At 68.2% G+C, this 21782-nt stretch carries 18 protein-coding genes and 6 tRNA genes; 3 read left to right on the plus strand and 21 right to left on the minus strand.

Annotated features, from left to right (window positions below; all coding sequences use genetic code 11):
- Positions 1–43 precede the first annotated feature (43 nt).
- Positions 44–481, minus strand: coding sequence for a group III truncated hemoglobin (locus ACIGII_RS08815; RefSeq protein ID WP_399636802.1), 438 nt, complete (start codon positions 479–481; stop codon positions 44–46).
- Positions 482–580: 99 nt separating this feature from the next.
- Between ACIGII_RS08815 and ACIGII_RS08820 the strand changes: the two genes are divergently transcribed.
- Positions 581–874, plus strand: coding sequence for a hypothetical protein (locus ACIGII_RS08820; RefSeq protein ID WP_399636804.1), 294 nt, complete (start codon positions 581–583; stop codon positions 872–874).
- Entirely contained in the window at positions 871–1923 is a 1053-nt protein-coding gene (locus ACIGII_RS08825) for a 4Fe-4S dicluster domain-containing protein (RefSeq protein WP_399636806.1), read from the plus strand. Before ACIGII_RS08820 ends, ACIGII_RS08825 begins: the two co-directional genes overlap by 4 nt.
- Before the next feature lie 55 nt (positions 1924–1978).
- Here the strand turns inward: ACIGII_RS08825 and ACIGII_RS08830 are convergent, their stop codons facing one another.
- The 17 genes from ACIGII_RS08830 to uvrB all read right to left on the minus strand — a co-directional run bounded on the left by ACIGII_RS08830 (position 1979) and on the right by uvrB (position 16715).
- Positions 1979–2215, minus strand: coding sequence for a hypothetical protein (locus ACIGII_RS08830; protein ID WP_399636809.1), 237 nt, complete (start codon positions 2213–2215; stop codon positions 1979–1981).
- 186 nt (positions 2216–2401) lie between these two features.
- Positions 2402–2611, minus strand: coding sequence for a hypothetical protein (locus tag ACIGII_RS08835; RefSeq protein ID WP_399636811.1), 210 nt, complete (start codon positions 2609–2611; stop codon positions 2402–2404).
- Between the two features lie 131 nt (positions 2612–2742).
- Positions 2743–2816, minus strand: a tRNA-Cys gene (locus tag ACIGII_RS08840).
- A 47-nt stretch (positions 2817–2863) separates the two neighbouring features.
- A tRNA-Gly gene (locus tag ACIGII_RS08845) sits at positions 2864–2939 on the minus strand.
- Between the two features lie 61 nt (positions 2940–3000).
- Positions 3001–3076, minus strand: a tRNA-Gly gene (locus ACIGII_RS08850).
- Between the two features lie 144 nt (positions 3077–3220).
- Positions 3221–3296 (minus strand) — tRNA-Gly (locus tag ACIGII_RS08855).
- A gap of 46 nt (positions 3297–3342) precedes the next feature.
- Positions 3343–3966 carry a CDP-diacylglycerol--glycerol-3-phosphate 3-phosphatidyltransferase gene (gene pgsA, locus ACIGII_RS08860; RefSeq protein WP_399636812.1) on the minus strand — a complete coding sequence of 208 codons (624 nt, stop codon included), beginning with the start codon at positions 3964–3966 and terminating at the stop codon, positions 3343–3345.
- A 9-nt stretch (positions 3967–3975) separates the two neighbouring features.
- A complete protein-coding gene (gene uvrC / locus ACIGII_RS08865; protein WP_399636815.1) occupies positions 3976–5823 on the minus strand; it encodes an excinuclease ABC subunit UvrC in 1848 nt (615 codons plus the stop codon).
- Positions 5820–7235, minus strand: a complete 1416-nt coding sequence (locus tag ACIGII_RS08870; protein WP_399636818.1) for a hypothetical protein — start codon at positions 7233–7235, stop codon at positions 5820–5822. Before ACIGII_RS08870 ends, uvrC begins: the two co-directional genes overlap by 4 nt.
- 24 nt (positions 7236–7259) lie before the next feature.
- Positions 7260–8057 carry a 3-deoxy-manno-octulosonate cytidylyltransferase gene (gene kdsB / locus ACIGII_RS08875; protein ID WP_399636820.1) on the minus strand — a complete coding sequence of 266 codons (798 nt, stop codon included), beginning with the start codon at positions 8055–8057 and terminating at the stop codon, positions 7260–7262.
- Between the two features lie 42 nt (positions 8058–8099).
- Positions 8100–9122: a tetraacyldisaccharide 4'-kinase gene (gene lpxK / locus ACIGII_RS08880; RefSeq protein ID WP_399636823.1), complete on the minus strand. Its 1023-nt coding sequence runs from the start codon at positions 9120–9122 to the stop codon at positions 8100–8102.
- A complete protein-coding gene (gene msbA / locus ACIGII_RS08885; protein WP_399636826.1) occupies positions 9122–10870 on the minus strand; it encodes a lipid A export permease/ATP-binding protein MsbA in 1749 nt (582 codons plus the stop codon). Before msbA ends, lpxK begins: the two co-directional genes overlap by 1 nt.
- Entirely contained in the window at positions 10867–11289 is a 423-nt protein-coding gene (locus ACIGII_RS08890) for a biopolymer transporter ExbD (RefSeq protein WP_070209310.1), read from the minus strand. The genes msbA and ACIGII_RS08890 overlap by 4 nt, the downstream gene beginning before the upstream one ends.
- 3 nt (positions 11290–11292) lie before the next feature.
- Positions 11293–11973 carry a MotA/TolQ/ExbB proton channel family protein gene (locus ACIGII_RS08895; RefSeq protein ID WP_399636829.1) on the minus strand — a complete coding sequence of 227 codons (681 nt, stop codon included), beginning with the start codon at positions 11971–11973 and terminating at the stop codon, positions 11293–11295.
- A gap of 3 nt (positions 11974–11976) precedes the next feature.
- Positions 11977–14340 carry a DNA internalization-related competence protein ComEC/Rec2 gene (locus tag ACIGII_RS08900; RefSeq protein ID WP_399636832.1) on the minus strand — a complete coding sequence of 788 codons (2364 nt, stop codon included), beginning with the start codon at positions 14338–14340 and terminating at the stop codon, positions 11977–11979.
- A 169-nt stretch (positions 14341–14509) separates the two neighbouring features.
- Positions 14510–14584: transfer RNA gene (locus tag ACIGII_RS08905), tRNA-Val, on the minus strand.
- A gap of 106 nt (positions 14585–14690) precedes the next feature.
- Positions 14691–16715, minus strand: a complete 2025-nt coding sequence (gene uvrB / locus ACIGII_RS08910; RefSeq protein ID WP_399636835.1) for an excinuclease ABC subunit UvrB — start codon at positions 16713–16715, stop codon at positions 14691–14693.
- Between the two features lie 148 nt (positions 16716–16863).
- Here uvrB and ACIGII_RS08915 point away from each other — a divergent pair, with 148 nt between their 5' ends.
- The gene (locus ACIGII_RS08915; protein ID WP_399636838.1) at positions 16864–17403 is read left to right on the plus strand and encodes a GspH/FimT family protein; all 540 of its coding nucleotides are present in this window, start codon (positions 16864–16866) and stop codon (positions 17401–17403) included.
- A 47-nt stretch (positions 17404–17450) separates the two neighbouring features.
- Here the strand turns inward: ACIGII_RS08915 and ACIGII_RS08920 are convergent.
- From ACIGII_RS08920 to ACIGII_RS08930, 3 genes are all read right to left on the minus strand, one after another.
- Positions 17451–17527 (minus strand) — tRNA-Asn (locus ACIGII_RS08920).
- Positions 17528–17580: 53 nt separating this feature from the next.
- Complete coding sequence (locus tag ACIGII_RS08925; protein ID WP_399636840.1) at positions 17581–18024, minus strand: type IV pilin protein; 444 nt, start codon at positions 18022–18024, stop codon at positions 17581–17583.
- Positions 18021–21782: a pilus assembly protein gene (locus ACIGII_RS08930; RefSeq protein ID WP_399636843.1), complete on the minus strand. Its 3762-nt coding sequence runs from the start codon at positions 21780–21782 to the stop codon at positions 18021–18023. Before ACIGII_RS08930 ends, ACIGII_RS08925 begins: the two co-directional genes overlap by 4 nt.

Below are 21782 nucleotides of genomic sequence, written 5' to 3' on the forward strand. Positions count from 1 at the left end.
CCGCCAGCGTGCGCGTCGTCGTGCCGGCGCGCATTGAGCCAGATCAATCCGGGCGCGTCATCCGCACGACGGGCAGCTCGGGCCAGCGCTGCATCTGGATGCGCCGCCAGAAGGTGTCGGCGATGCGCACCGCGACGTCGTCGGCCAGGCGCTGCATCGGCGCATTGTCCGATTCGGCGGTGGCTCGGCCGAACAACAGCAGCCAGCGGTCGAACAGCGCCCGTTCCAACTCGGGCATGGCCATGTGCCGGGACATCGGGTTGCCGTTGAAGCGCCGCGTACCACGCAGCATGGCCGACCAGAAATCGACCAGCTGGGCCAGGTGCGCGTCCCAGTCGTGGACGCGCGCGTCGAACACCGGGCCCAGCAGCGGGTCCTGGCGCACGCGCGCGTAGAAGTCGTGCACCAGCCGCGTCACCTCCGCCTCGCTGCACAGCTGCAGCGAGGCCACCGGCAGGGCGGGAACGGCGGGCGGCGACATGGAATTCCTCGGCAGCGGGGCAGGCAATGCCGCCATGATGCGACGCCGCTTTGATCAGGATCAATGTGGCGTGCTGTCGCAGGGCCTAGTGTGCGTGCCATGCGCCCCGCCAACGATTCCCCCGGCATCCGCCGCCACATGCTCATCCACTACTGGGGCGCCGTGTTGTGGCCCAGTTTCATCGCCGCCGGACTGGCCTGCACGGTGTTCTTCGCCTTCGTCGATCCGCTGCGCCTGCGCGACATCAGCTTCCCCGGCCAGGCGTTCAGCCGCGAATTCGGCTACACCCTTGGCTTCTTCATGTTCTGGGCGGTCACCGCGCTGGCCAGCGCGGTGACCGGCTACCTGTTGCGGCCCCTGCCCCGCGACGATGACGAGCTGCCGCTGGGATGAGCGCGACCTGTGCCACCATCGCACGCCCGGCGCTGCGCTGGCGTGCGCTGCTGTCGGTGACCCTGCTGGGTGGCTTCTACACCCTGCCCTGGCTGCGCTGGGAGGGCCGCCAGGCGCTGCTGTTCGACCTGCCGGCGCGCCGCTTCGACCTGTTCGGCTGGACCCTGTGGCCCGGAGACGTGGGCGTACTGTTTGGCGCGGTCGCCGTCATGGCGTGCTCGCTGGCGCTGCTGACCACCCTCGCAGGGCGCGTCTGGTGCGGGCATGCCTGCCCGCAGACCCTGTGGGGTGCCCTGTTCCGCTGGGTCGAGCGCGGCTGCGCACGCGGGTCGCGGCACCCGGCGCTGGCGGCGACCCTCAAACATGTGGCCTGGGCCTTGATCGCGCTGTGGACCGGGATCACCTTCGTCGGGTTGTTCACGCCCATCGACGCGCTGGTCGTCGGGTTCTGGCCCGGGCAATGGAGCGGTTGGGAACGGTTCTGGGTGCTGTTCCATGCCACCGCCACCTGGGCCAACGCCGGATTCCTGCGCGACCAGGTGTGCCTCGACCTGTGCCCCTACGCGCGCCTGGCGCCGTCGCTGTTCGATGCGGACACGCCGCAGGTCGGCTACGACGCGCGCCGCGGCGAACCGCGCGGGCCGCGCGCACGCGGCCGTGGCAGCGTGCAGCAGCGCGGTCGCGGGCTGCTCGATCCCACCAGCGCCAGCGACTACGCGTTCCGTGCAGCGCACCCGGCGCTGGCCGGTCCGTTGCCGCGCTTTGCCGAGGACCGGCTTGGCGACTGCCTGGACTGCAGTGCGTGCGTGCAGGCATGCCCGATGCAGCTGGACGTGCGCAATGGCCCGCTGCCGGACTGCATCGCCTGCGGCGCCTGCGTGGACGCCTGCGATGCGCAGATGCGCGCATGGCGGTTTCCGGTCGGCCTGCTGCGCATCGCCAGTACCCACGGCATGCAGGGCCAGCCCAGGCGCTGGCTGCGCCCGCGCGTACTCGCTCCCTTGGGCGGCCTGGTCCTGCTGCTGGCGCTGGGGATGCGGCAGCTGTAGCCGCGGCCGCGGTGATGCGCCATGGACGTCGATGGCGCCGGTTCCGCAGCCGGTGTCAGCGCAGCCGCGTGCTCGGCGGCGGCACCATCTGCGCGCGCCGGACGATGCCCAGCTGTTCGATGATCAGGGCCAGTTCGTTGGTCACCTGGGTACGGCTGCGCCCCTGTGGCACCAGGCGCTCCAGCACCTGCTGATAGGTGGTCCAGAATTCCGGCCCGCACCCATGCTTGCTGTAACTGGCCTCCAGCTCGGTGCGTACACCGCTGGCCAGATCGTTCGCGCCGTATTGCATACGACCTCCCTTGAACCCGCTCTGGATCGAGACGAGCAATTCCCCCTGCCAGGCTTTCGCCTGCCGCCCCGTCGCTGGGTGGCAACGGAACTTCACCCACGTTTCACCCCACCCTTTCACGGCCTTCGCGCGAAGTCAACCAGCGGCGCATCCTGCACCGCTGATGAACTGAATGATTCAGCTACGTCAGGCGCTGATGCGCAGGACGCCGTAGGCCGCGATCGCCACGCCCGCGCCGAGTACCAGCCAGGCCACCCCGTTGAAACGCTTGAATACCTTGGCCAGGCCGAACGAGAGGGCGATGGCCGCCGCTCCGAAGCCCAGCATGACCGCGCCGCTGACGTTGCTGGGCGAATCCCAGAACGAACCGGGCACCCCGGCAGCCGCAATCCACATGGCCAGATCCATCGAACACCTCGGTAAGAAAGGATCCTGCACAGTAGGCAGGGCGTCGTACCGGGCAGGTGAAGGGCCGCCACGGCGGTGAAAACGAAAAAACCCCGCCAAAGCGGGGTTTCTCGAACAACTGGAGGCCTGGGTCGGAATCGAACCGGCGTACACGGATTTGCAATCCGTTGCATGACCACTCTGCCACCAGGCCGGTGACCTTACAGAACAAGACCCCGCATGCGGGGCCTGGTTCGAATCTGGAGCGGGAAACGAGACTCGAACTCGCGACCTCAACCTTGGCAAGGTTGCGCTCTACCAACTGAGCTATTCCCGCAAAATCAGGCGCATATATTACCGGAACAGCAGGTAATACGCCAGCATTGCGACACATGATCTGGAGCGGGAAACGAGACTCGAACTCGCGACCTCAACCTTGGCAAGGTTGCGCTCTACCAACTGAGCTATTCCCGCTCATGTGCTGCTTTTCCCGTCGACCTGCGTCGAGGGAGCGCTATTGTGTCGGTATTCCTTCACGTCGTCAACAGGTTCATGCAGTGATTTCCGAATGGGGACGGAAACGAAAAAAGCGACCCGGAGGTCGCTTTTTCCTGTATCTGGAGCGGGAAACGAGACTCGAACTCGCGACCTCAACCTTGGCAAGGTTGCGCTCTACCAACTGAGCTATTCCCGCTTGGGAGGCGAAATTCTACAGCCAAACGCGGTGCTGTCAACAGCCCTCAGCCCTTCTTTTTCGCGCGCGCGGTTTCGCGCGCGGCACGCTCGTCTTCGCGCAGGCTCGGCCACGCCGCGTGCAGGTACTGCAGGCCCGAGAACAGGGTCAGCACCGCAGCAATGGCCAGGGTCCAGTCGCCGATGTGGAACACCGGTTCGCCCATCCAGATGGAAGACACCGGCGTGTTGGGCGCCACCGAGTACAGCAGGCACAGCAGCGCCACCATCTGCGCGGTGGTCTTGATCTTGCCGATCAGCGCCACGCGCACCTTCGCACGCTGGCCGATTTCCGCCATCCATTCGCGCAGCGCCGACACCGCGATCTCGCGACCGACGATCACCGCGGCCCAGAACGCCATCCACGGGGTCGGGTGGCCCTGCACGATCAGGAACAGCGCCACCGCCACCATCAGCTTGTCGGCGACCGGATCGAGGAAGGCGCCGAACGCGGAAGCCAGGTCATAGCGGCGGGCGATCCAGCCATCCAGCCAGTCGGTCAGCGCCGCCAGGCCGAAGATCGCCGCGGACGCGAAGTTGGTCCAGGTATAAGGGAGATAGAACACCAGCACCAGCACCGGGATCATCACGATCCGCAGCAGCGTCAGCCAGGTGGGGAGGGTCAACTTCATTGCGTCTCTCTACTCGCCGGCCGCAGGGGGCGTGGGCAGTCCATGAAGGTTAGCGTAGATGCGTGCGGCCAGGGCGTCATTGATGCCTTCGACCTTGGCGATTTCCGCCTCACCGGCTGCTTTCAGGCCGACCAGGCCGCCGAAGTGCTTGAGCAGGCTGGCGCGACGACGGGGCCCGATGCCGGGAATGTCCTCGAGTTTGCTGGTCATGCGCGCCTTCTGGCGGCGACCGCGATGCCCGGTGATCGCGAACCGGTGCGCTTCGTCGCGGACCTGCTGGATGAACTGCAGGGCCGGCGACGCTGCACCCGGGCGCAGCTCGCGGCCGTCGGGCAGCACCAGCGCTTCGTGGCCGGCGCGACGTTCCACGCCCTTGGCCACGCCCACCAGCATCACCCCTTCCACGCCCAGGTCGGCCAACGCCGCCTGGGCCTGGGCGAGCTGGCCGGCGCCGCCGTCGATCAGCAGCAGGTCCGGCAACACGCCCTCTTCTTCCACCGCGCGGCGGAAGCGGCGGTCGATCGCCTGGCGCATGGCGGCGTAGTCATCGCCCGGCTCGATGCCACTGATGTTGTAGCGGCGGTACTGGCTGCGCACCGGCCCGCTGGCGTCGAACACCACGCACGACGCCACCGTGGCCTCGCCCATGGTGTGGCTGATGTCGAAACACTCCACCCGCTTGACCGCTTCGGCCAGGCCCAGCATCTGCCGCAGGTCCTCGCTGCGCGCGTGCTGCGCGCTGCGGCTGGTGAGCTCGCTGACCAGGGTGATCTGCGCATTGCGGCTGGCCAGTTCCACATAGCCGGCGCGTTCGCCCCGCACGTTCCACTTCAGCTGCACCTTGTGTTCGGCCGAGTCGCTCAGCGCCGATTCGATCAGGCTGGCGTCGGGAATCTCGCGGTCGAGCAGGATCTCGCGTGGCGGCGCATGTTCGGCGTAGTACTGGGAGACGAACGCGCCCAGCACTTCCTCGGCGCTTTCCTCGCCATTGGTGCGTGGATAGAAAGGACGCGTGCCCATGTTGCGCCCGTCACGGAACGACAACAGCATCACGCACGCGCTGGCGCCCTGGGTCGCGCACGCCAGCACGTCCAGGTCGGCGGCACGACCGTCGACGTACTGCCGGGTCTGCATGCTGCGCAGGGCCGTGACCAGGTCGCGCAGGCGCGCGGCCTGCTCGAACTCGAGCGCTTCGCTGGCCGCCTGCATCTGCGTGCCCAGTTCGCGCGCCAGCTGGTCGCTCTTGCCTTCCAGGAACAACGCGGCGCGACGCACCGATTCGGCGTAGTCGTCGGCGGCCACCAGTGCCACGCACGGCGCGCTGCAGCGGCCGATCTGGTACTGCAGGCATGGCCGCGAGCGGTTGCGGAACACGCTGTCCTCGCAGCTGCGCAGCTTGAACAGCTTGTGCATCAGGTTCAGCGTTTCGCGAACCGCGGTCACGCCCGGGTACGGGCCGAAGTAGCGCCCCGGTACCGCACGCGGGCCCCGGTGCAGGGCGATGCGCGGCCACTCCTCACGGGTCAGCAGCACCTGCGGATAGGTCTTGTCGTCGCGCAGCGACACGTTGTAGCGCGGCGACAGCGACTTGATCAGCTGGTTTTCCAGCAGCAGCGCTTCGGCCTCGGAGCGGGTGACGGTGACGTCCATGCGCGCGACCTGCGACAGCATCGACATGATCCGCGCGTTCTTCGGCGCGCCGTTGAAGTAGCTGCCCACCCGGTTGCGCAGCGCGCGCGCCTTGCCGACGTACAGCAGGGTGTCGTCGGCGGCGTACATGCGGTACACGCCGGGCGCGGTGCTCAGGTGGGCCGCGAATGCCTTTCCGTCGAAGGCCGGTGCGGTGGACAGGGTCATTCGCTGATCGGCACGTCGCTCAATACGCCACTGACCGGGTCGAAACGCAGCACGGCGTGCGCGTCGGTTTCGGCGATCCAGACCGCGCCGGCCCCCAGTGCCAGCCCGGAAGGACCGTGCAGGCGCCGCGGCAGCTCCACCGTGCCGAGCTCACCGCCGCCCAGGCGCAGGGTGCGCAGGCGACCATTGCCGGCGTCGGCGATCCACAGCACCGGTGCATCGGGGCTCATCGCGATGGCTTGCGGATACTGCAGCAGTGCGGTGGCGCGCGGGCCATCCTGCTCGCCGAAGGCATACGGCCCCTGCCCGACCAGGGTCTGGACCAGGTCGCCGCGCAGCTGCACGGAGCGGATCGCCGAACCGAGCGCATCGCAGACGTACAGCACCTGCTGCACCGCCGCCAACGCGGCCGGCTGCGCGAAGGCGGCCAGGTGGCCGCTGCCATCGCGCTCGTCCAGCGCCCCGGAGCCGGCCCGCCAGGACAGCGTGCGCTGGCCCAGGTGGTAGCTCCAGATGCGGTTGTCGCCGGACATCGCGATATGGATCTGGTTGTCAGCCACGGCGATGCCGTGCGGGTGGTTCAAGGCGGTCTGGCGGGGATCGTCCACCCCACCCTCGCGCGGGTCGCCGGGGCGGCCATTGCCGCACAGGGTATCGACCTGGCCGGTCAACAGGTGGATGCGACGCAGCGCGTGGTTGCCGGTATCGGCCACGTACAGCCATTCGCGTTCCAGCGCCAGGCCCTGCGGCCGGTTGAACGCCGCCTCGCCCGGGCCGCCGTCCATCATGTCGGCCGTGCCCAGGCCGAACTGGCGCAGCACGCGACCGGCGTGGCTGCATTCAAGGATACGGTGGTGCCCGCTGTCGGCGATGTACAGCCGCTCGGTGCTGACCGCCAGCGCCGACGGGAACAGCAACGGCAGGCGCGGCTCCGGGCTCAGTTCGCGCGCGCGCGGCGCATCGCCGCCGAGCGGGCTGGCGACCCCCTGGCACAGCGCGTTGAGCGCGCGGTCCAGGTCGTCGGCGAACCCCACCAGCCGGTCCACTTCCCTGCCCTGCGCATCCAGCAGCACCAGGGTCGGCCAGGCCGTGATGTTGAACCGGCGCCAGCCATCCCAGTCCGCGTCGAGCAGTGCCGGTGCGCTCACGCCCTGGCGCCGCAGCAGCTTCAACGCCTGCTCCGGTTCGCGTTCGAAATCGAAGCGCGGCACGTGCAGGACCAGCGGCTGCAGCTTGCCGGGGTTGCGCGACTGCCACTGGCCCAGCTCGGCCAGCCGCTGCGCGCACCACGCCGAACCGGCATTGACGAAGGCCAGCACCACGGGGCGGCCGCGCAGTTCGGTCAGGGTGGTCGGCGCGGAATTGAGCCACGTGGCGAATTCGGGAAGGTCCTGGACGAGCTGTACGTTCATGCGCTGATTATGCAGGAGTCGGCGTCATCCGACCGTCGTGCCACCGTCAATTTGACGACGGGCCAGCCAGGCCTCGGCGCGCTCCAGGTCGGCCGGGGTGTCGATGCCCGGCGGGAAGGCGGCCGGGGACAGCGCCACGCTCAGGCGGTGGCCAGCCTCCAGCACGCGCAGCTGCTCCAGCGACTCCAGCTGCTCCAGCGCACCCGGCGGCAGCGCGGCGAAACGCTGCAGGAAGCCGGCACGATAGGCGTAGATGCCGATATGGCGCAGCCAGTGCGCGCCCGACAGGCGCTCGCGGCTCTGCGCGAACGCGTCGCGGTGCCACGGAATCGGCGCGCGGCTGAAGTACAGCGCGTCCAGGTTCTGCTGGCGCACCACCTTGACCACGTTCGGGTCGAACAGGGTCTCGGCATCCTCGACCGGGGTGGCCAGGGTGGCCATGTCGGCGCCGCTGTAGACCAGCGCCTCGGCCACGGCGCGGATGCCTTCGGCCGGGGCAAAGGGTTCGTCGCCCTGCAGGTTCACCACCAGGGTGTCGTCAGGCCACCCGGCCTGGCGCGCGCATTCGGCCAGGCGGTCGGTCCCCGAGGCATGGCTGGCCGCGGTCATCGCCACCCGCACGCTGGGCAGGCCCTGCACGGCGTCGGCAATGCGCGCGTCATCGGTGGCCACCCAGACCTCGCGCGCACCCGCCTGCAGGGCGCGCTCGGCCACGTGCAGCACCAGCGGCGTGCCGCCAAGCAGCCGCAGCGGCTTGCCCGGCAACCGCGACGCGGCATAGCGCGCGGGGATGGCAACGACGAAATCGACAGGCTGGCTCATGCAGGGAAACCTCTCGGGAAAACGCGGACGTGGCAAGCGCGCTCAGCGCTTGCCGAGTTTATCGACGCGGTCGAGCAGCGCCACCCAGAACGCGGCCGGCAGCTCGGCCGACAGCGGCACCGCGAAGTGCCACTCGGTGGCGAATGCCTTGCACTTCACCGCGTCCTTCTCGGTCATCAGCACCGGCAGTTCGCTGCCAAAGCGCAGGTCGGCCGCCTGGTAGGCGTGGTGGTCGGCGAACGCGTGCGGGACCACGCCGATACCCTGCGCGCGCAGCATGTCGAAGAAGCGCTGCGGGTGGGCGATGCCCGCCACGGCATGCACGCGCTGGCCGCGGAAGTGCGACAGCGCGCGGGCACGGCCGCCACTGAGCGGGTGGGCACGCTCGATATGCAGCTGCATGCCCCACTCGCCAAACCCGCAGGTGGCCAGCGCTTCGGGATCGGCACTGGCCTGGCCCAGGTTGACCACCCGGAAGTCGCAATCGCGCGCGCGGCTGGCCGGCTCGCGCAGCGGTCCAGCCGGGATCAGCCGCCCATTGCCATAGCGGCGCTGGGCGTCGACCACTTCGATCTCGATGTCGCGCGACAGCCGATAGTGCTGCAGGCCGTCATCGCAGACGATGATGTCGCAGCCGGCCTCGATCAGCGCCCGGCCGGCGGCCACGCGGTCCGCGTCGACCCGGACCGGCACGCCGGTTTTCCAGGCAATCAGCACCGGTTCGTCGCCGCCGAGCGCGGTGTCGGTGTCCGCGTCCACCCAGCGCGCCAGCTTGGCCTCCTGGCGGCCATAGCCGCGGCTGGCCACGCCGGGCTTCCAGCCGGCCTGGCGCAGCTGCTCGACCAGGGCAATGGTCAGCGGGGTCTTGCCGGTGCCGCCGGCGGTGACATTGCCGACCACGATCACCGGCACCGGCAGCGCATGCCGCTTGAACCAGCCGCGCCGGTACAGCCCACGCCGCAGCGCCACCACCGCGCCGTACACCGGCGCCAGCAGGCGCGCGGCGAACGGCACCGCGCTGCCGTCATACCAGTACGACGGCGTCTGGGTACCCGGGGACGCCATCAGGGCTGCCTTTCGCGGAACTGCATCTTGTGCAGGTGCTCGTACAGCCCGCCCAACGCGAGCAGTTCGTCATGGGTGCCGCGTTCAACGATGCGGCCATGGTCCATCACCAGCACCTGGTCGGCATGCTCGATGGTGGACAGGCGGTGCGCGATCACCAGCGTGGTGCGCTCGGGCATCAGGCGCTGCAGGGCGTCCTGCACCAGCCGTTCGGACTCGTTGTCCAGTGCGGCGGTGGCTTCGTCCAGGATCAGCACCGGCGCGTCGCGCAGGATCGCGCGGGCGATCGCCAGGCGCTGGCGCTGGCCGCCGGACAGCAGCGCACCGTTTTCACCCACCGGGGTCTGCAGCTGCTGCGGCATGCGCTCGATGAACTCCCAGGCATTGGCCGCTTCGGCCGCCCTGCGGATCTGCTCGTCGGTGGCATCCATGCCATAGGCGATGTTGGCCGCCACGGTGTCGTCGAACAGCATGACCTTCTGCCCGACCATGGCCACCTGGCGGCGCAGGTCGGCCAGCGGGTAGTCGTCCAGCGGCACGCCGTCGAGCCGGATGCAGCCGCCGCTCGGTTCATAGAAGCGCGGCACCAGGCGGATCAGGCTGGTCTTGCCGCTGCCGGAACGGCCGACAATGGCGGTGACGGTGCCGGGCTTGGCGTCGAAGGTGATGTCGTCCAGCGCGATGCCGGTGTCTTCCCGGTAACGCAGCATGACGTGCTCGAACGAGAGTTCGCCGCGCACGCGCTGCGCACGGGTACTGCCCTGGTCGCGCTCGACCGGCAGGTCGAGGATGCCGAACAGGCGTTCGGCCGCCGCCACGCCGCGCGAGATCGAGGTCTGTACGCTGGTGAGCCGGCGCAGCGAGGGAATGATCGCCATCATCGAGGTCATCAGGCCCATGAACTGGCCGGCGTTGAGGCGTCCGGCCAGCGCTTCGCGGGTGGACACCCACACGATCACGGCCAGGGCCAGCGCGGCCAGGAACTGGACCGTGCTCGAGGCCAGCGCACGCGTGGTTTCCACCTTCATGTTGAGGCCGAGCATGCGGTTGGCCAGGCGGGAATAGCGCGCGATTTCGTGCGCCTGGGTGCCGTGCACCTTCACTTCCTGCTGCGCCGCCAGCGACTGTTCCGCGGTCTGGGCCATGCTGCCCATGCCGTCCTGGATGCCGCGGCTGATGCGGCGGTAACGCTTGCCCACGAACGACACGATCACGCCGATCAGCGGCACCACCACCAGCATCGCCACGGTCACCTTGACGCTCATCTGCAGCATCACCACCAGCATGGCGATGATGGTCAGGGTGTCGGCGACCAGCGTCTTGAGCGCATCGGCGCTGGCCTGGGTGACCTGCTCGGTGTCGTAGTTCAGGCGGCTGACCATGACCGGCGTGGCTTCGCTGTCGAAGTGCGACGACGGCAGGTGCAGGTACTTGGACAGCACCTGCTCGCGCAGGTCGCGCACCACGCTGCGGCCGGTACGGGCCAGCGCATAGTCGCTGACCAGGGTGGCCAGGCTGCGCATCATGAACAGCCCGAGGATGGTCAACGGCAGGATCACCGCCATGCGCGGTTCGGGATTGACGAAGCCGCGGTTGACCAGCGGTTCCATCAGCTTGGTGAAGTGGTAGCCGGCCAGGGCTTCGACCACCATCGCAATGACGGCGGCCACCATGAACACCCAGTAGGCACGGGTGTAGCCCAGCAGGCGTTTGTAGATCGGCCAGACCGGCGCGTGTTGTTTACTCATGGACGCACCTCCGGCGCGGTAGCGATGGCGATGCGGCGGAAACCGAGCTGGCCCAGGGCATCCTGGGCGGTGACCACGGCCTGGTACGGGGTGCGGGCGTCGGCGCGCAGCAGCACGGTCTGCTCACGGTCGCTGCCGGCGACCGCGGCGATGGTCTGCTTGACCGATTCAACGTCGGTGCGCAGGACTTCCTGGTCGTTGATGAAGTAGCGGCCTTCGGCATTGACCAGCACGCTCAGCGAACGTGGCGGTTCGGTGGTGTCCTGCTGGCTGGCGGTCGGCAGCTGCAGCTGCAGCGTCGAGCGCGCATCGAAGGTGGTGGTGACCACGAAGAAGATGATCAGCACCAGGATGACGTCGATCAGGGGGACCAGATCGATATGCACCTCGTCCTGGACCCGGTCGTTGCGGATGCGCATCCGTCAGCCCTTGGCCGTGACAGGCGAGGCGGCGACCGGCGCAGTGCCGGTGCCGGTGCGCGGCTGCGCGTTCATGACGCCGGGGCGGCCGTCCAGCGCGTCGAGCAGGGCCGACGCCTCCATTTCCATCTCGATCACGTAGCCGCCGATACGGCCCTTGAAGTAGCGATGGAACATCAAGGCGGGAATGGCCACGATCATGCCGGTAGCGGTGCACACCAGCGCCTTGCCGATACCCCCGGCCAGCTGGTTCACATCGCCCACGCCATGGTCAAGGATGCCCATGAACATCTGGATCATGCCCACCACGGTACCCAGCAGGCCCAGCAGCGGACCGGCCGAGGCGATCGTGCCCAGCGCGTTCAGGTAGCGCTCCATGCGGTGCACCAGGTGGCGGCCGGCGTCCTCGATGCGTTCGCGGATCTGGTCGCGCGGCCGGTTGCGCGCTTCCAGTGCCACCGCCAGCAGCGCGCCCAGCGGCGAGTTGGCCCGCAGCGACTGGATGTGGGTGGGATCGAGCTTGCCGCGCGCGGCCCAGTTGCGGACCTCCTGGCCCAGCCCCGGGGGCAGGACCTCATTGCGCCGCAAGGTCCAGAAACGCTCCAGGACGATTGCCAAAGCCAGTACGCCCAACAGCAGCAGCGGCAGCATCGGCCAGCCACCGGCCTTGACCAGTTCCCACACGTTTCAACCCTCCGGCCCATCGGCCGCCTGTATGACCGCCGATAGGATAGCAGCCGACCGTGCCCGCTCCGCGGCATCCCACCAACGGCGTTCGAAAAGACGCTGTTCGCGCACCTGCAGCCCGTCGCGGCCAAGCCAGATCCGCAGCGCCCCGCTGCCGGCGGTGTCCAGCACTTCGGCGTGGGCGTCCCGCCAGCGCTGCACGACCTCGGCACGCGGGTGGCCGAAGCGGTTGCCGTGACCGGACGAGACGATCGCCAGCCGCGGCGACACCGCCTGCACCCAGGGCGCGCTGGAGGAACCGGCGCTGCCGTGGTGCGCCACGAGCGTCATCTCCGCGCGCAACGCCCCCGGATCGTGGGCCAGCAGGCGCGTTTCCTCGGCGTGGCCGATGTCGCCGGTCAGCAGCAGCGCACCGTGCGCGGTCTGGATGCGCAGCACGCAGCTGCTGGCATTGCCCGCAGGGGCCCTGCCCGGCGGCGGGTGCAGGACCGTGAAGCCGACCCCATCCCAGTCCCAGGCGTCGCCGCGCTGGCACGGCAGTGCCGCGTCCCGGACCGCCCCCGCGGGTGCCTGCAGCAGCGGCATCGCAAACGCGCGGCGCACCGCGGGCATGCCGCCGGCGTGGTCACGGTCGCCATGGCTGAGCAGGACGCGGTCCAGGCCGCTTTCGCCCAGGGCATGCAGGGTGGGAACCACGATGCGCTCGCCCGCGTCGAATCCGGCGTCAGCGGCCGGGCCGGCGTCGTACAGCAGGCGGTGACGGTGGGTACGCACCCACACCGCCAGGCCCTGCCCCACGTCCATCACCAGCAGCTCGACCTCACCCGGCGCTGGCCGCCCCCGCGCCGGCCACAGCAGTGGCAGGCACAGCAGCAGGGCCGGCAGCCGGGCGCCCGCCGCGCGCGGCAGCAGCAGCCAGAACACCCCGCCCACCGCCGCGGCCAGCGCGGCCGTGCCGGCCAGCGGCGCCCACCACAGCGCCCACGGCTGCCGCGCCACGGTGCCGAACAGCCACCAGCTGGCGTCGAAACAGGCGCTGGCGGCACGCCATGGCCAGCGCCCCGCGCCTGCGTACACCGCCTCCAGGCCGGTGCCCAGCAGGGCCAGCGGCACCACGACCAGACTCCACCACGGGATCGCCAGCAGGTTGACCAGCGGCCCGGCGCGCGAGGCCTGGCCGAACAGCGCCACGGTCAGCGGCAGCAGCGCCAGGGTGGTCACCCCCTGTGCGGCCAGGAAGCTGCGCAGCCAGTGCACGTCGCGGCCTGGCAGGCACCAGACCAGCCACAGCACGCCGGCAAAGCTGAGCCAGAAGCCCGGCGCCAGCACCGACAGCGGATCGACCAGCAGCACGGCGAGCGCAGCCAGGGCCAGCGCCTGGCCCACGCTGACGGGTCGCCGCGCGCAACGCGCCAGCGCCACCACCGCGATCATCAGCACGGTGCGTACGGTGGGCAGGGCGAAGCCGGCCACCGCCGCATATAGCCCGGCCCCGACCACCGCTGCCGCGGCGGCCGCCAATGGGCGCGGCCAGCACCTGCCGAGCACCGGAAGCGTCCGCCACGCCAGCGCCGCGCATGCCGCCGCGAAGCCCGCGACCAGCCCGACATGGAAGCCGGAGATCGCGATCAGGTGGGTCAAGCCCAAGGTTCGCAGGTCATCCCAGTCGCGCTGGGTGACGCCGCGGGTGTCGCCCAGTGCCAGCGCCTGCACGAAGCGGGCGCCCGGCCCCGGCACCTGGGTGGCGATCGCGGCCGCCATGCGTTCGCGCCAGGCCGGCAGCCCGCCGGGTGGACCCAGCGCCCTGGCCGGTGCGCGCACCTGACCGGTACCCGCCAGCCGCTGCCACAGCGCATGCCGCTCCGCGTCGAAGCCACCCGGGTTGCGCAGCCCACGGGGCGGTCGCAGCCGGGCCTGCACTTGCCAGCGCGACCCGGCCTGCACCGCATGCCGGGACGCAGGCGTGCGCGCGCCGCTGTCGTCATGCCAGTAAAGCACCAGCTCGCGACCCCGCAGCCGGACCGGCATGGCCGGGTCATCGTCCACCCGGAAACGGAACCGGGTAGTGCGGGGTCCCTGCTGCGGCAGGTCCACCACCCTGCCCCGCAGCAGCTGCAGCGTGGCCGGCGCACCGGCAGGCAGCTGCAGGTCGAGCGCGGCGTGCGCCTGCAGTGCGGCCCAGCCGATGCCCACCAGCACCGCGCCACACCAGCGTGCGCGCGCCCAACCCCACCAGAGCGGCACGCCCAGCAGCAGCGCGCACACGGCCAGCGGAGCAGGAAGCAGCTGCGGCGCGAACACCACCATGCAGATGCCGCACAACAGCGCTGCCGCCGAGGCCTTGCCGAACAGGGGGAGTGTCATGCGCGCCACGCCGGGAAAAGAGCATGCTCGATGCGGTTCCCTGCCGGGAACATCAGGCAGCTGGCGTGCGTGCTGTGGGAATGCGCCGCGAACGCAACCGACGAAACGCAAAAAAGCCGACCTGATGGTCGGCTTTTCGGGGATGCCACTCCAGTCGCTGGGACTGTCGTGGTGGGCGGTACAGGGTTCGAACCTGTGACCCCTACCATGTCAAGGTAGTGCTCTACCGCTGAGCTAACCGCCCGTTTTTCTCGCTGCGCCGTTGCGATTGCGTCGGTGCAGGCCGCGTATATTACGGGCGTCCTGCGTGAAGAGCAACACTTTTGTGAAGGTATTTCGCAGCGCGCCGTTCAGCCCAGGCTGAGCTCCTTCAGCTGGCGGATCTGGTCGCGCACGCGCGCGGCATCTTCGAATTCCAGGTCGCGCGCATGCTGGTACATCTGCTGCTCCAGCGCCTGCAGGCGCTTGGCGATCTGGGCCGGTTCCAGGCTGCGGTAATCCACTGCCTCCTCGGCCACCTTGCCGCCGCGCCCCTTGCCCTTGCCGCGCGCTTCCTTTTCCGCCGCTTCCGAACGCGCGCCTTCCAGCACGTCCACGATCGGGCGCAGCACCGACTTGGGCACGATGCCGTGCGCTTCGTTGTATTCCACCTGCTTGGCACGGCGCCGGTCGGTTTCCTCGATGGCCGCCTGCATCGAACGGGTGATCTTGTCCGCGTACAGGATGGCCTTGCCGCGCAGGTTGCGTGCCGCACGGCCGATGGTCTGGATCAGCGAACCGGTGGAGCGCAGGAAGCCCTCCTTGTCCGCGTCCAGAATCGCCACCAGCGACACTTCGGGCATGTCGAGGCCTTCGCGCAGCAGGTTGATGCCGACCAGCACGTCGAACTTGCCCAGGCGCAGGTCGCGGATGATCTCCACGCGTTCCACCGTATCGATGTCCGAATGCAGGTAGCGCACGCGGATGCCGTGTTCGGTGAGGTACTCGGTGAGGTTTTCGGCCATGCGCTTGGTCAGCGTGGTGACCAGCACGCGGTCGCCGAGCTTGATCCGTTCGGTGACCTCGCTCATCAGGTCGTCCACCTGGGTGCCGACCGGGCGGATTTCCACCACCGGGTCGATCAGCCCGGTCGGGCGCACCACCAGCTCGGTGATCTCATCGCCGGCCTCGCGCAGTTCGTACGGCCCCGGCGTGGCCGAGACGTAGATGCTGCGCGGGCAGCGCGCCTCCCACTCTTCGAAGCGCAGCGGGCGGTTGTCCAGCGCCGAGGGCAGCCGGAAGCCGAATTCCACCAGGGTTTCCTTGCGCGAACGGTCGCCCTTGTACATCGCGCCGATCTGCGGAATGGTCACGTGGGATTCGTCGATCACCAGCAGCGCATCGGGTGGCAGGTAGTCGAACAGGGTCGGCGGCGGCTCGCCGGCGGCCTTGCCGGTGAGATGCCGTGAATAGTTTTCGATGCCGTTGCAGAAGCCGACCTCGGCCATCATTTCCAGGTCGAACTGGGTGCGCTGGGCCAGCCGCTGCGCTTCCACCAGCTTGTTCTGCTCGTACAGCTGCTCCAGCCGCACCTTCAGCTCGGCCTTGATCGTGTCTACCGCAGACAGCACGCGCTCGCGGGTGGTGGCGTAGTGGGTCTTGGGGTACACGGTGTAGCGCTGCAGCCGGCGCAGGCTCTCGCCGGTGAGCGGATCGAACATGCTGATCTGCTCCACCTCGCCGTCGAACAGTTCAATGCGTACTGCTTCGCTGTCCGATTCGGCCGGGAAGATGTCGATGACCTCGCCGCGCACACGGAACGTGCCGCGGTGCAGCTCGTACTCGTTGCGGGTGTACTGCAGCTGGGTCAGGTGGTTGATCAGGTCGCGCTGGTCGATGCGTTCGCCGGTGGACAGGATCAGGCGCAGCGACAGGTAGTCCTCGGGCGCGCCCAGGCCATAGATGGCCGACACCGTGGCCACCACGATCGCGTCCGGGCGCGACAGCAGGGTCTTGGTCGCCGCCAGCCGCATCTGTTCGATGTGCTCGTTGATCGAACTGTCCTTCTCGATGAAGGTGTCCGACGACGGCACGTAGGCTTCGGGCTGGTAGTAGTCGTAGTAGCTGACGAAGTACTCCACCGCGTTGTGCGGGAAGAACGCCTTGAACTCGCCATACAGCTGCGCGGCCAGGGTCTTGTTCGGCGCCATCACCAGCGTGGGCTTCTGCACCTGCTGGATGACGTTGGCGATGGTGTAGGTCTTGCCCGAGCCGGTCACGCCCAGCAGGGTCTGCTTGGCGATGCCGGCGTCGAAATTGGCCGTCAGCTTCTCGATCGCGGCCGGCTGGTCGCCCGCCGGGGAGTACGGAGATACAAGTTCGAAGCGATCGCTCATGGTGCCGCCATTGACCGGGCCTTTCATTATACCGGGGGGTTGGGTGACGGCCGGCTGAGGGGCAGGCCGACGCCCCACTGGGCGGTACGCTGATGGGGCTCGGCCGCTGCAGGGGACAGGGTAGATGCTCCTGCAAGCGGAGCCTGCCATGTCGCCCCCGCGCCACCCCTCGCGCCGTCTGCGCGGCGTCAGCCTGCTGGAGCTGTGCGTGACCTTGGCCATCGCTGCGTTGCTCTGCCTGCTCACCCTGCCCTCGCTGAGCCGCGCGCTCAGTGACTGGCGCGCCGACATGCTGCGCATGCAGCTGGTGTCGGTGTTCAACAGCGCCCGCAGCATCGCCATTACCCGCCACGAGCCGGTGGCGGTGTGCCCCAGCGCCGACGGCGCACACTGCGGCAGCGACTGGAGCCGGGGCTGGCTGATCTACCGGGACCACGGCGGCAGCGCCGAGACCCCTGCGGCGGAGGATATCCTGCAGTTCCGCGCCGGTTACGACGACAGCGCGTTGCGCGCGCGCACCGGTCAGGCACGGCGGCGGCTGCGCTTCCAGGGCAACGGGAGCAGCGGCGGCAGTCCGCTGACGGTACACATCTGCGCCGGTGGGCGGCTGCAGGGCCAGGTGGTGGTGAACAACGTCGGGCGCACGCGCTCGGCGCGCAGCCGGGCACCGGCCGAGTGCCCGCGCTGAATGCCACAACGACAAAAGCCGCGATTTCTCGCGGCTTCTGCAGATACTGGCGCCCGAAGTTGGACTCGAACCAACGACCCCCTGATTAACAGTCAAGTGCTCTAACCGGCTGAGCTATTCGGGCGGGGACGCGAATTCTAGACGGTCACTCGTGGCGTTGCAACATCCCGCGCCGGCTTACCAGCACTCCAGCGCACTGGTGTTGGCCGGGGTCTTCACCCCCGCCTGGTTCACCGAGAGCGTGCCGCAGGGGTCCTTGGCCTGGTCACCCTGCGGCACCGCGGTGATCGTGAAAGTGTTGGCATTGGTGGACGTGAACGTCACCTGGTACATCGCCTTGCCACCGTCGCGGGGCGAGGCGATGGAGGTGCCGCTGTTTTCCACGAACTTGAAGTTGGTGTAGCTGTTGTTGAGCGTGTGCTGGCGCTCGGCACGATGACCATACTCCACCAGTTCCGCCTTGGCCGCGGCGCGCTTGGACTTGCGCACCTGGGCCGTGTAGGAGGGATAGGCGATGGAGGCGAGCACGGCGATGACCGCGACCACGATCATCAGCTCGATCAGGGTGAACCCGGCCACCCTGCGCGGGGTGCGCCGCTGTGGGGAGAAGCGCTTGCTCACAGGATCTGCCTCCAGGATTGACGACCGCAGGGATAGGGAACGTAGATGATGTCGGGACCATTGGGGTACCCCATCTGGCAGACGTTGTTGCCCGGCGACCCGGGTGCCGGCCCACTACCACCACCACCACCACCGCCACCGCCACCGCCACCGCTCAGCGAAGCGACCGGCGCACGCGGCAACGCGAACGGCGTGTTGTTGAGCACGGGGGCGTTGCCTGGACTCTTGTTCTTGAGCCCGGCGGTGCCGGTCGCAAACCCGGTCCCGCCCGGCGAATTCAAGGTGGCGCGCCCCAGCGCACCCTCACCGGTCAACGGGGTCAGGGCAAAGAACCAGTTGGTACCGACCGCGGCGCAACCGCCCGAACTGGACGGCTCCGGCGCGTACGTGGACAAAGCCACGATGCCGTTGGACAGCGACGGCGTGCTGACCACGCGCTCGCTGAGGCCGTCCTTGACCTTGCTCACCGGCAGGTCGATGAACCACCCGCTTGCATTGGCCGGCGTGGCACCGGCCACCAGGGTGCGGGTGTCCCCCGAGGTGGTGATGGTTCGCCCGGCAAGATTGCTGCGGGTCAGGGTAGTGGCGACCGGGCCGACGTTGGTGTCGTTGATCGCGTAGATGCTCTGCAGCGAGTTGTCCCGCGAATCCGGGTCGAAGGAGAAGCTGCCCGTACCGAAGTACAGCATCACGCCACCGTTGGGACCGCTGCCGGCGGTGATGCCGCCGGTGATCGGCTGGCGCAGGTTGAGACCGGCGTCCACCGAAACCAGGCTGGTGAACAGCGGCCGGGTCGGCTTCTGCGTCATGTTGCGCAGGTCGAATTTCCAGACCGCACCCTTCTGGTCGGTACCGTACACGGTGTCGGAAATGCCATCGCGCGAGCGCTTGTCCTGCTCGGCCCCGCCCCAGCGATCGATCACGACGATGCTGCCCAGCCCGTTGCTGCCGGCCGGCAGCGGACTGCCGCTCTCGACCGCGTCGATCATGGTCGCCTTGCCCGATGCGATGTCGACCACGAACAGCACCGCCTTGCCGTTGGCGCTGTTGAAGCCGTTGCCGAAGATCGCCTTGAACACCACTTTCTTGTCTTCCAGGACCGGGACGATCACCGGCTTGGCCAGCACGTGGCCGATGTTCTTGCGCACGTCTTCCGGGAGCGATGCGTCGAGATCGCTGATCTCCCACAGCTTCTTGCCCTTGTCGAACGCACTGCCTGCCGTGACGTCCAGGCCGAACACGCTGCGCCCGCCGGCACCGGACGCGCCAACCAGCGTCGTATGCCAGGCGGTGCCGTAGTAGGTGTCACCCACGGCAATCTGCCCATCCACGTAATACCTGTGCTGGAACTTCTGGGTATTCTTCTTCTCCGGATCGGCCGGGAACAGCAGGTTGCCCATGTGCCCGAGCGCGGTGCTGGGAATGTAGGCGAATGCCTCCGAGCCGCCCCCCGCCACCGTGTCGCCAGCCGCATTCATGCCGCCGTTGAACGCGTGCAGCATGCCGTCATTGGCGCCCACATAGACCATGTAGTTGGACTCGGCCTTCTTTTCCAGGTAGGTCGCGTAGGAGGTGGACAGCTGGTCGTCGGACAGGCGGCGGTAGCCGTAGTCATCACTCGGCGAGCTGACGAACGGGGCGGAGGTGACGATGTCACCCAGCCGGGTGGTACGGTCACGCAGTTTTCCGCCATTGCGCACTTCGCGGGACGTATCGCCTCGCAGGTAATCGACGGCCGCAGCGGCATCCACGCCCAGCGCGGTCAGTTCCGTAGTGGCGTAGCAGAAGGACATGCCCGCATAGGGCGCGCCTTTCAGGCAGATATCCTCGAGCTTCACGTTGCTGGAGGTAAACGCCTCGGTCTTGCCGTTCTTGGTGAAGAAGATCCTGCGCGCGGACGCGCTCGGCAGCTGCGCGCTGGCTTCCCAGAACGGGGTCTGCACCAGTGCACGTGTTTCCGGATTGATCGACAGCTTGGTCGCCGTCAACCTGCCGAACCAGTCGGTGCCCTCATTGGTGTACTCGTAGAACGGGCTGACGGTAAGCGAACCGGCGCCGATGCGCGCGCCGCTGAACCCGGTGCCACCGGACGGCGAGTTGCCGGCCGTCACGGCCGACAGCACGCGGCGCATGGCGTCGGTGATTTCCGCCGGCGTGCGGGCATTGATGTACTCGCCTCGGGTGTTGACGGCCGCGTGCCAGATGTCGTCGATGGTGCTGCGCGCATCGTCTTCCACCTTCGGCCAGTTCTGGTAGATCGCCGGGGTGAGATAGGGGTTCGCGGGATTGTCCGGGTTGAACAGATTGCCGCGCGCGCCCAGGGTGACGCCGTAGAAGTTGAGATGCAGATTCTTCTGGCAATCCAGCTGACTGTCCGGGGTACCCGATGAGCACGCCGCAGGCACCGGCACCTGCCCTGCAGTGAGGTCGGGACGCAGCGGCGGCAGGCCGTTGATGTTGTTGTAGTACTTCGTGACGATGTCCGCCATGGTGTTGGAGAAGCTGTCCGAGAACGGCGCCCCCATGCCCAGGTCGTTGTTGCCTACCGTCGGGCTGCCCTGGTTGCTGTAGCCGTCCGTGAACAGCATGACCGCATTCTTCTGGCAGACCTCCAATGTCGGCGCAAGGCTGTCGTTACGCGTGAACTGCTGCGTGGCCGAGTAGACTGCCTGGCGGTTGGGCGTACTGCCATTGGCGGGCAGCGCGAGCATCTCGTCGAACAGCGCCTTGCGCTCGCTGTTGACGCTCACATCCCGGATGGCCAGCTGCTTGGCGGCGGTGTTGTAGCTGCCGTGCTGATTGATGCGGAAATAGCCCACGCGCAGCCTGCCGATATCCGACAGCGACCGCGTCATGCCGGCGATCATCGCGCGATTGCGGTTTCCGTAATAGCTGAACCATACCGCAAAGTTCTTGGAGCCCGCATCGGTATTGTCCGCAGGCAGTGTGTATTTCCACATGTCGCAGCCGGTGCCGCACGCGTTCGCTGCGCGTGTGCGGGTTGCGTTTGCATAGGCATCGGTACCGTTGAGCCTGGGGTACGGATCGCTTTCGTCCTTCACCACCTTGATGAAGAACGTCGCCGGCCAGTACTGCACCCGGGCGTTACTGGTCCCGTTGCTCCAGACCCCGGCATTGCGATAGGTCGCGCCGTTGATGTACGCCCCGGCCGGGTAGGCCATGCCGTTCTGGATACGGAACGTCTCGGTACCGTAGTAATTGCTGGTCAGGTTGACCCGGGTATCGGCCGCGCCCGGCTTCGGATCAATCCGCGCCTGCGACGGGAGATATTCCGTGAAAGGCACGCCGTCATATTGCTGCCACGGCTCATACTTCACCGTGGGATCGAAATACGTCGGGTTGTATTGCGGGGAGCGTGCGAACCCCAGCGAGTCGAACGGCGGAATCCCGGGATAATTGTTGATGCGCGGCCCGGGCAGCACGTAGAGGTAATCGCAGCTGTTGTTGCGGTTGTCCGCGGCCGTGCTGAGGACGCCAGCAGACTGGAAGAAGCTTTTCAGGTCAGGGTTCCAGCAGCCCTCGCCGTCCTGGCCGGGGAACTGGGTCTGGAAGGTCATGGAGCCGGAATCATCCACTGCCATGATGAACGCCGGCGTGGACGGCTTGGGAATGTTCAGCGGCTGCTGGGACAGCAGGCCCTGCCCCTGGGAGGCGATCAGGTTGTAGCCCACCAACCCGAGGCCGAGTACTGCTACCGCCGAACCGGCGGCGGTCCATTTGAATCTGCGCGAAGCCAT

Source organism: Stenotrophomonas sp. NPDC077420 (assembly GCF_044543385.1).
GTDB lineage: Bacteria > Pseudomonadota > Gammaproteobacteria > Xanthomonadales > Xanthomonadaceae > Stenotrophomonas.

What these genes read in the sequence shown, in the direction of transcription:
- ACIGII_RS08815 (WP_399636802.1), bottom strand. Translation starts at nt 481, where the DNA reads ATGTCGCCGCCCGCCGTTCCCGCCCTGCCGGTGGCCTCGCTGCAGCTG.
- ACIGII_RS08820 (WP_399636804.1), top strand. Translation starts at nt 581, where the DNA reads ATGCGCCCCGCCAACGATTCCCCCGGCATCCGCCGCCACATGCTCATC.
- ACIGII_RS08825 (WP_399636806.1), top strand. Translation starts at nt 871, where the DNA reads ATGAGCGCGACCTGTGCCACCATCGCACGCCCGGCGCTGCGCTGGCGT.
- ACIGII_RS08830 (WP_399636809.1), bottom strand. Translation starts at nt 2,215, where the DNA reads ATGCAATACGGCGCGAACGATCTGGCCAGCGGTGTACGCACCGAGCTG.
- ACIGII_RS08835 (WP_399636811.1), bottom strand. Translation starts at nt 2,611, where the DNA reads ATGTGGATTGCGGCTGCCGGGGTGCCCGGTTCGTTCTGGGATTCGCCC.
- pgsA (WP_399636812.1), bottom strand. Translation starts at nt 3,966, where the DNA reads ATGAAGTTGACCCTCCCCACCTGGCTGACGCTGCTGCGGATCGTGATG.
- uvrC (WP_399636815.1), bottom strand. Translation starts at nt 5,823, where the DNA reads ATGACCCTGTCCACCGCACCGGCCTTCGACGGAAAGGCATTCGCGGCC.
- ACIGII_RS08870 (WP_399636818.1), bottom strand. Translation starts at nt 7,235, where the DNA reads ATGAACGTACAGCTCGTCCAGGACCTTCCCGAATTCGCCACGTGGCTC.
- kdsB (WP_399636820.1), bottom strand. Translation starts at nt 8,057, where the DNA reads ATGAGCCAGCCTGTCGATTTCGTCGTTGCCATCCCCGCGCGCTATGCC.
- lpxK (WP_399636823.1), bottom strand. Translation starts at nt 9,122, where the DNA reads ATGGCGTCCCCGGGTACCCAGACGCCGTCGTACTGGTATGACGGCAGC.
- msbA (WP_399636826.1), bottom strand. Translation starts at nt 10,870, where the DNA reads ATGAGTAAACAACACGCGCCGGTCTGGCCGATCTACAAACGCCTGCTG.
- ACIGII_RS08890 (WP_070209310.1), bottom strand. Translation starts at nt 11,289, where the DNA reads ATGCGCATCCGCAACGACCGGGTCCAGGACGAGGTGCATATCGATCTG.
- ACIGII_RS08900 (WP_399636832.1), bottom strand. Translation starts at nt 14,340, where the DNA reads ATGACACTCCCCCTGTTCGGCAAGGCCTCGGCGGCAGCGCTGTTGTGC.
- uvrB (WP_399636835.1), bottom strand. Translation starts at nt 16,715, where the DNA reads ATGAGCGATCGCTTCGAACTTGTATCTCCGTACTCCCCGGCGGGCGAC.
- ACIGII_RS08915 (WP_399636838.1), top strand. Translation starts at nt 16,864, where the DNA reads ATGTCGCCCCCGCGCCACCCCTCGCGCCGTCTGCGCGGCGTCAGCCTG.
- ACIGII_RS08930 (WP_399636843.1), bottom strand. Translation starts at nt 21,782, where the DNA reads ATGGCTTCGCGCAGATTCAAATGGACCGCCGCCGGTTCGGCGGTAGCA.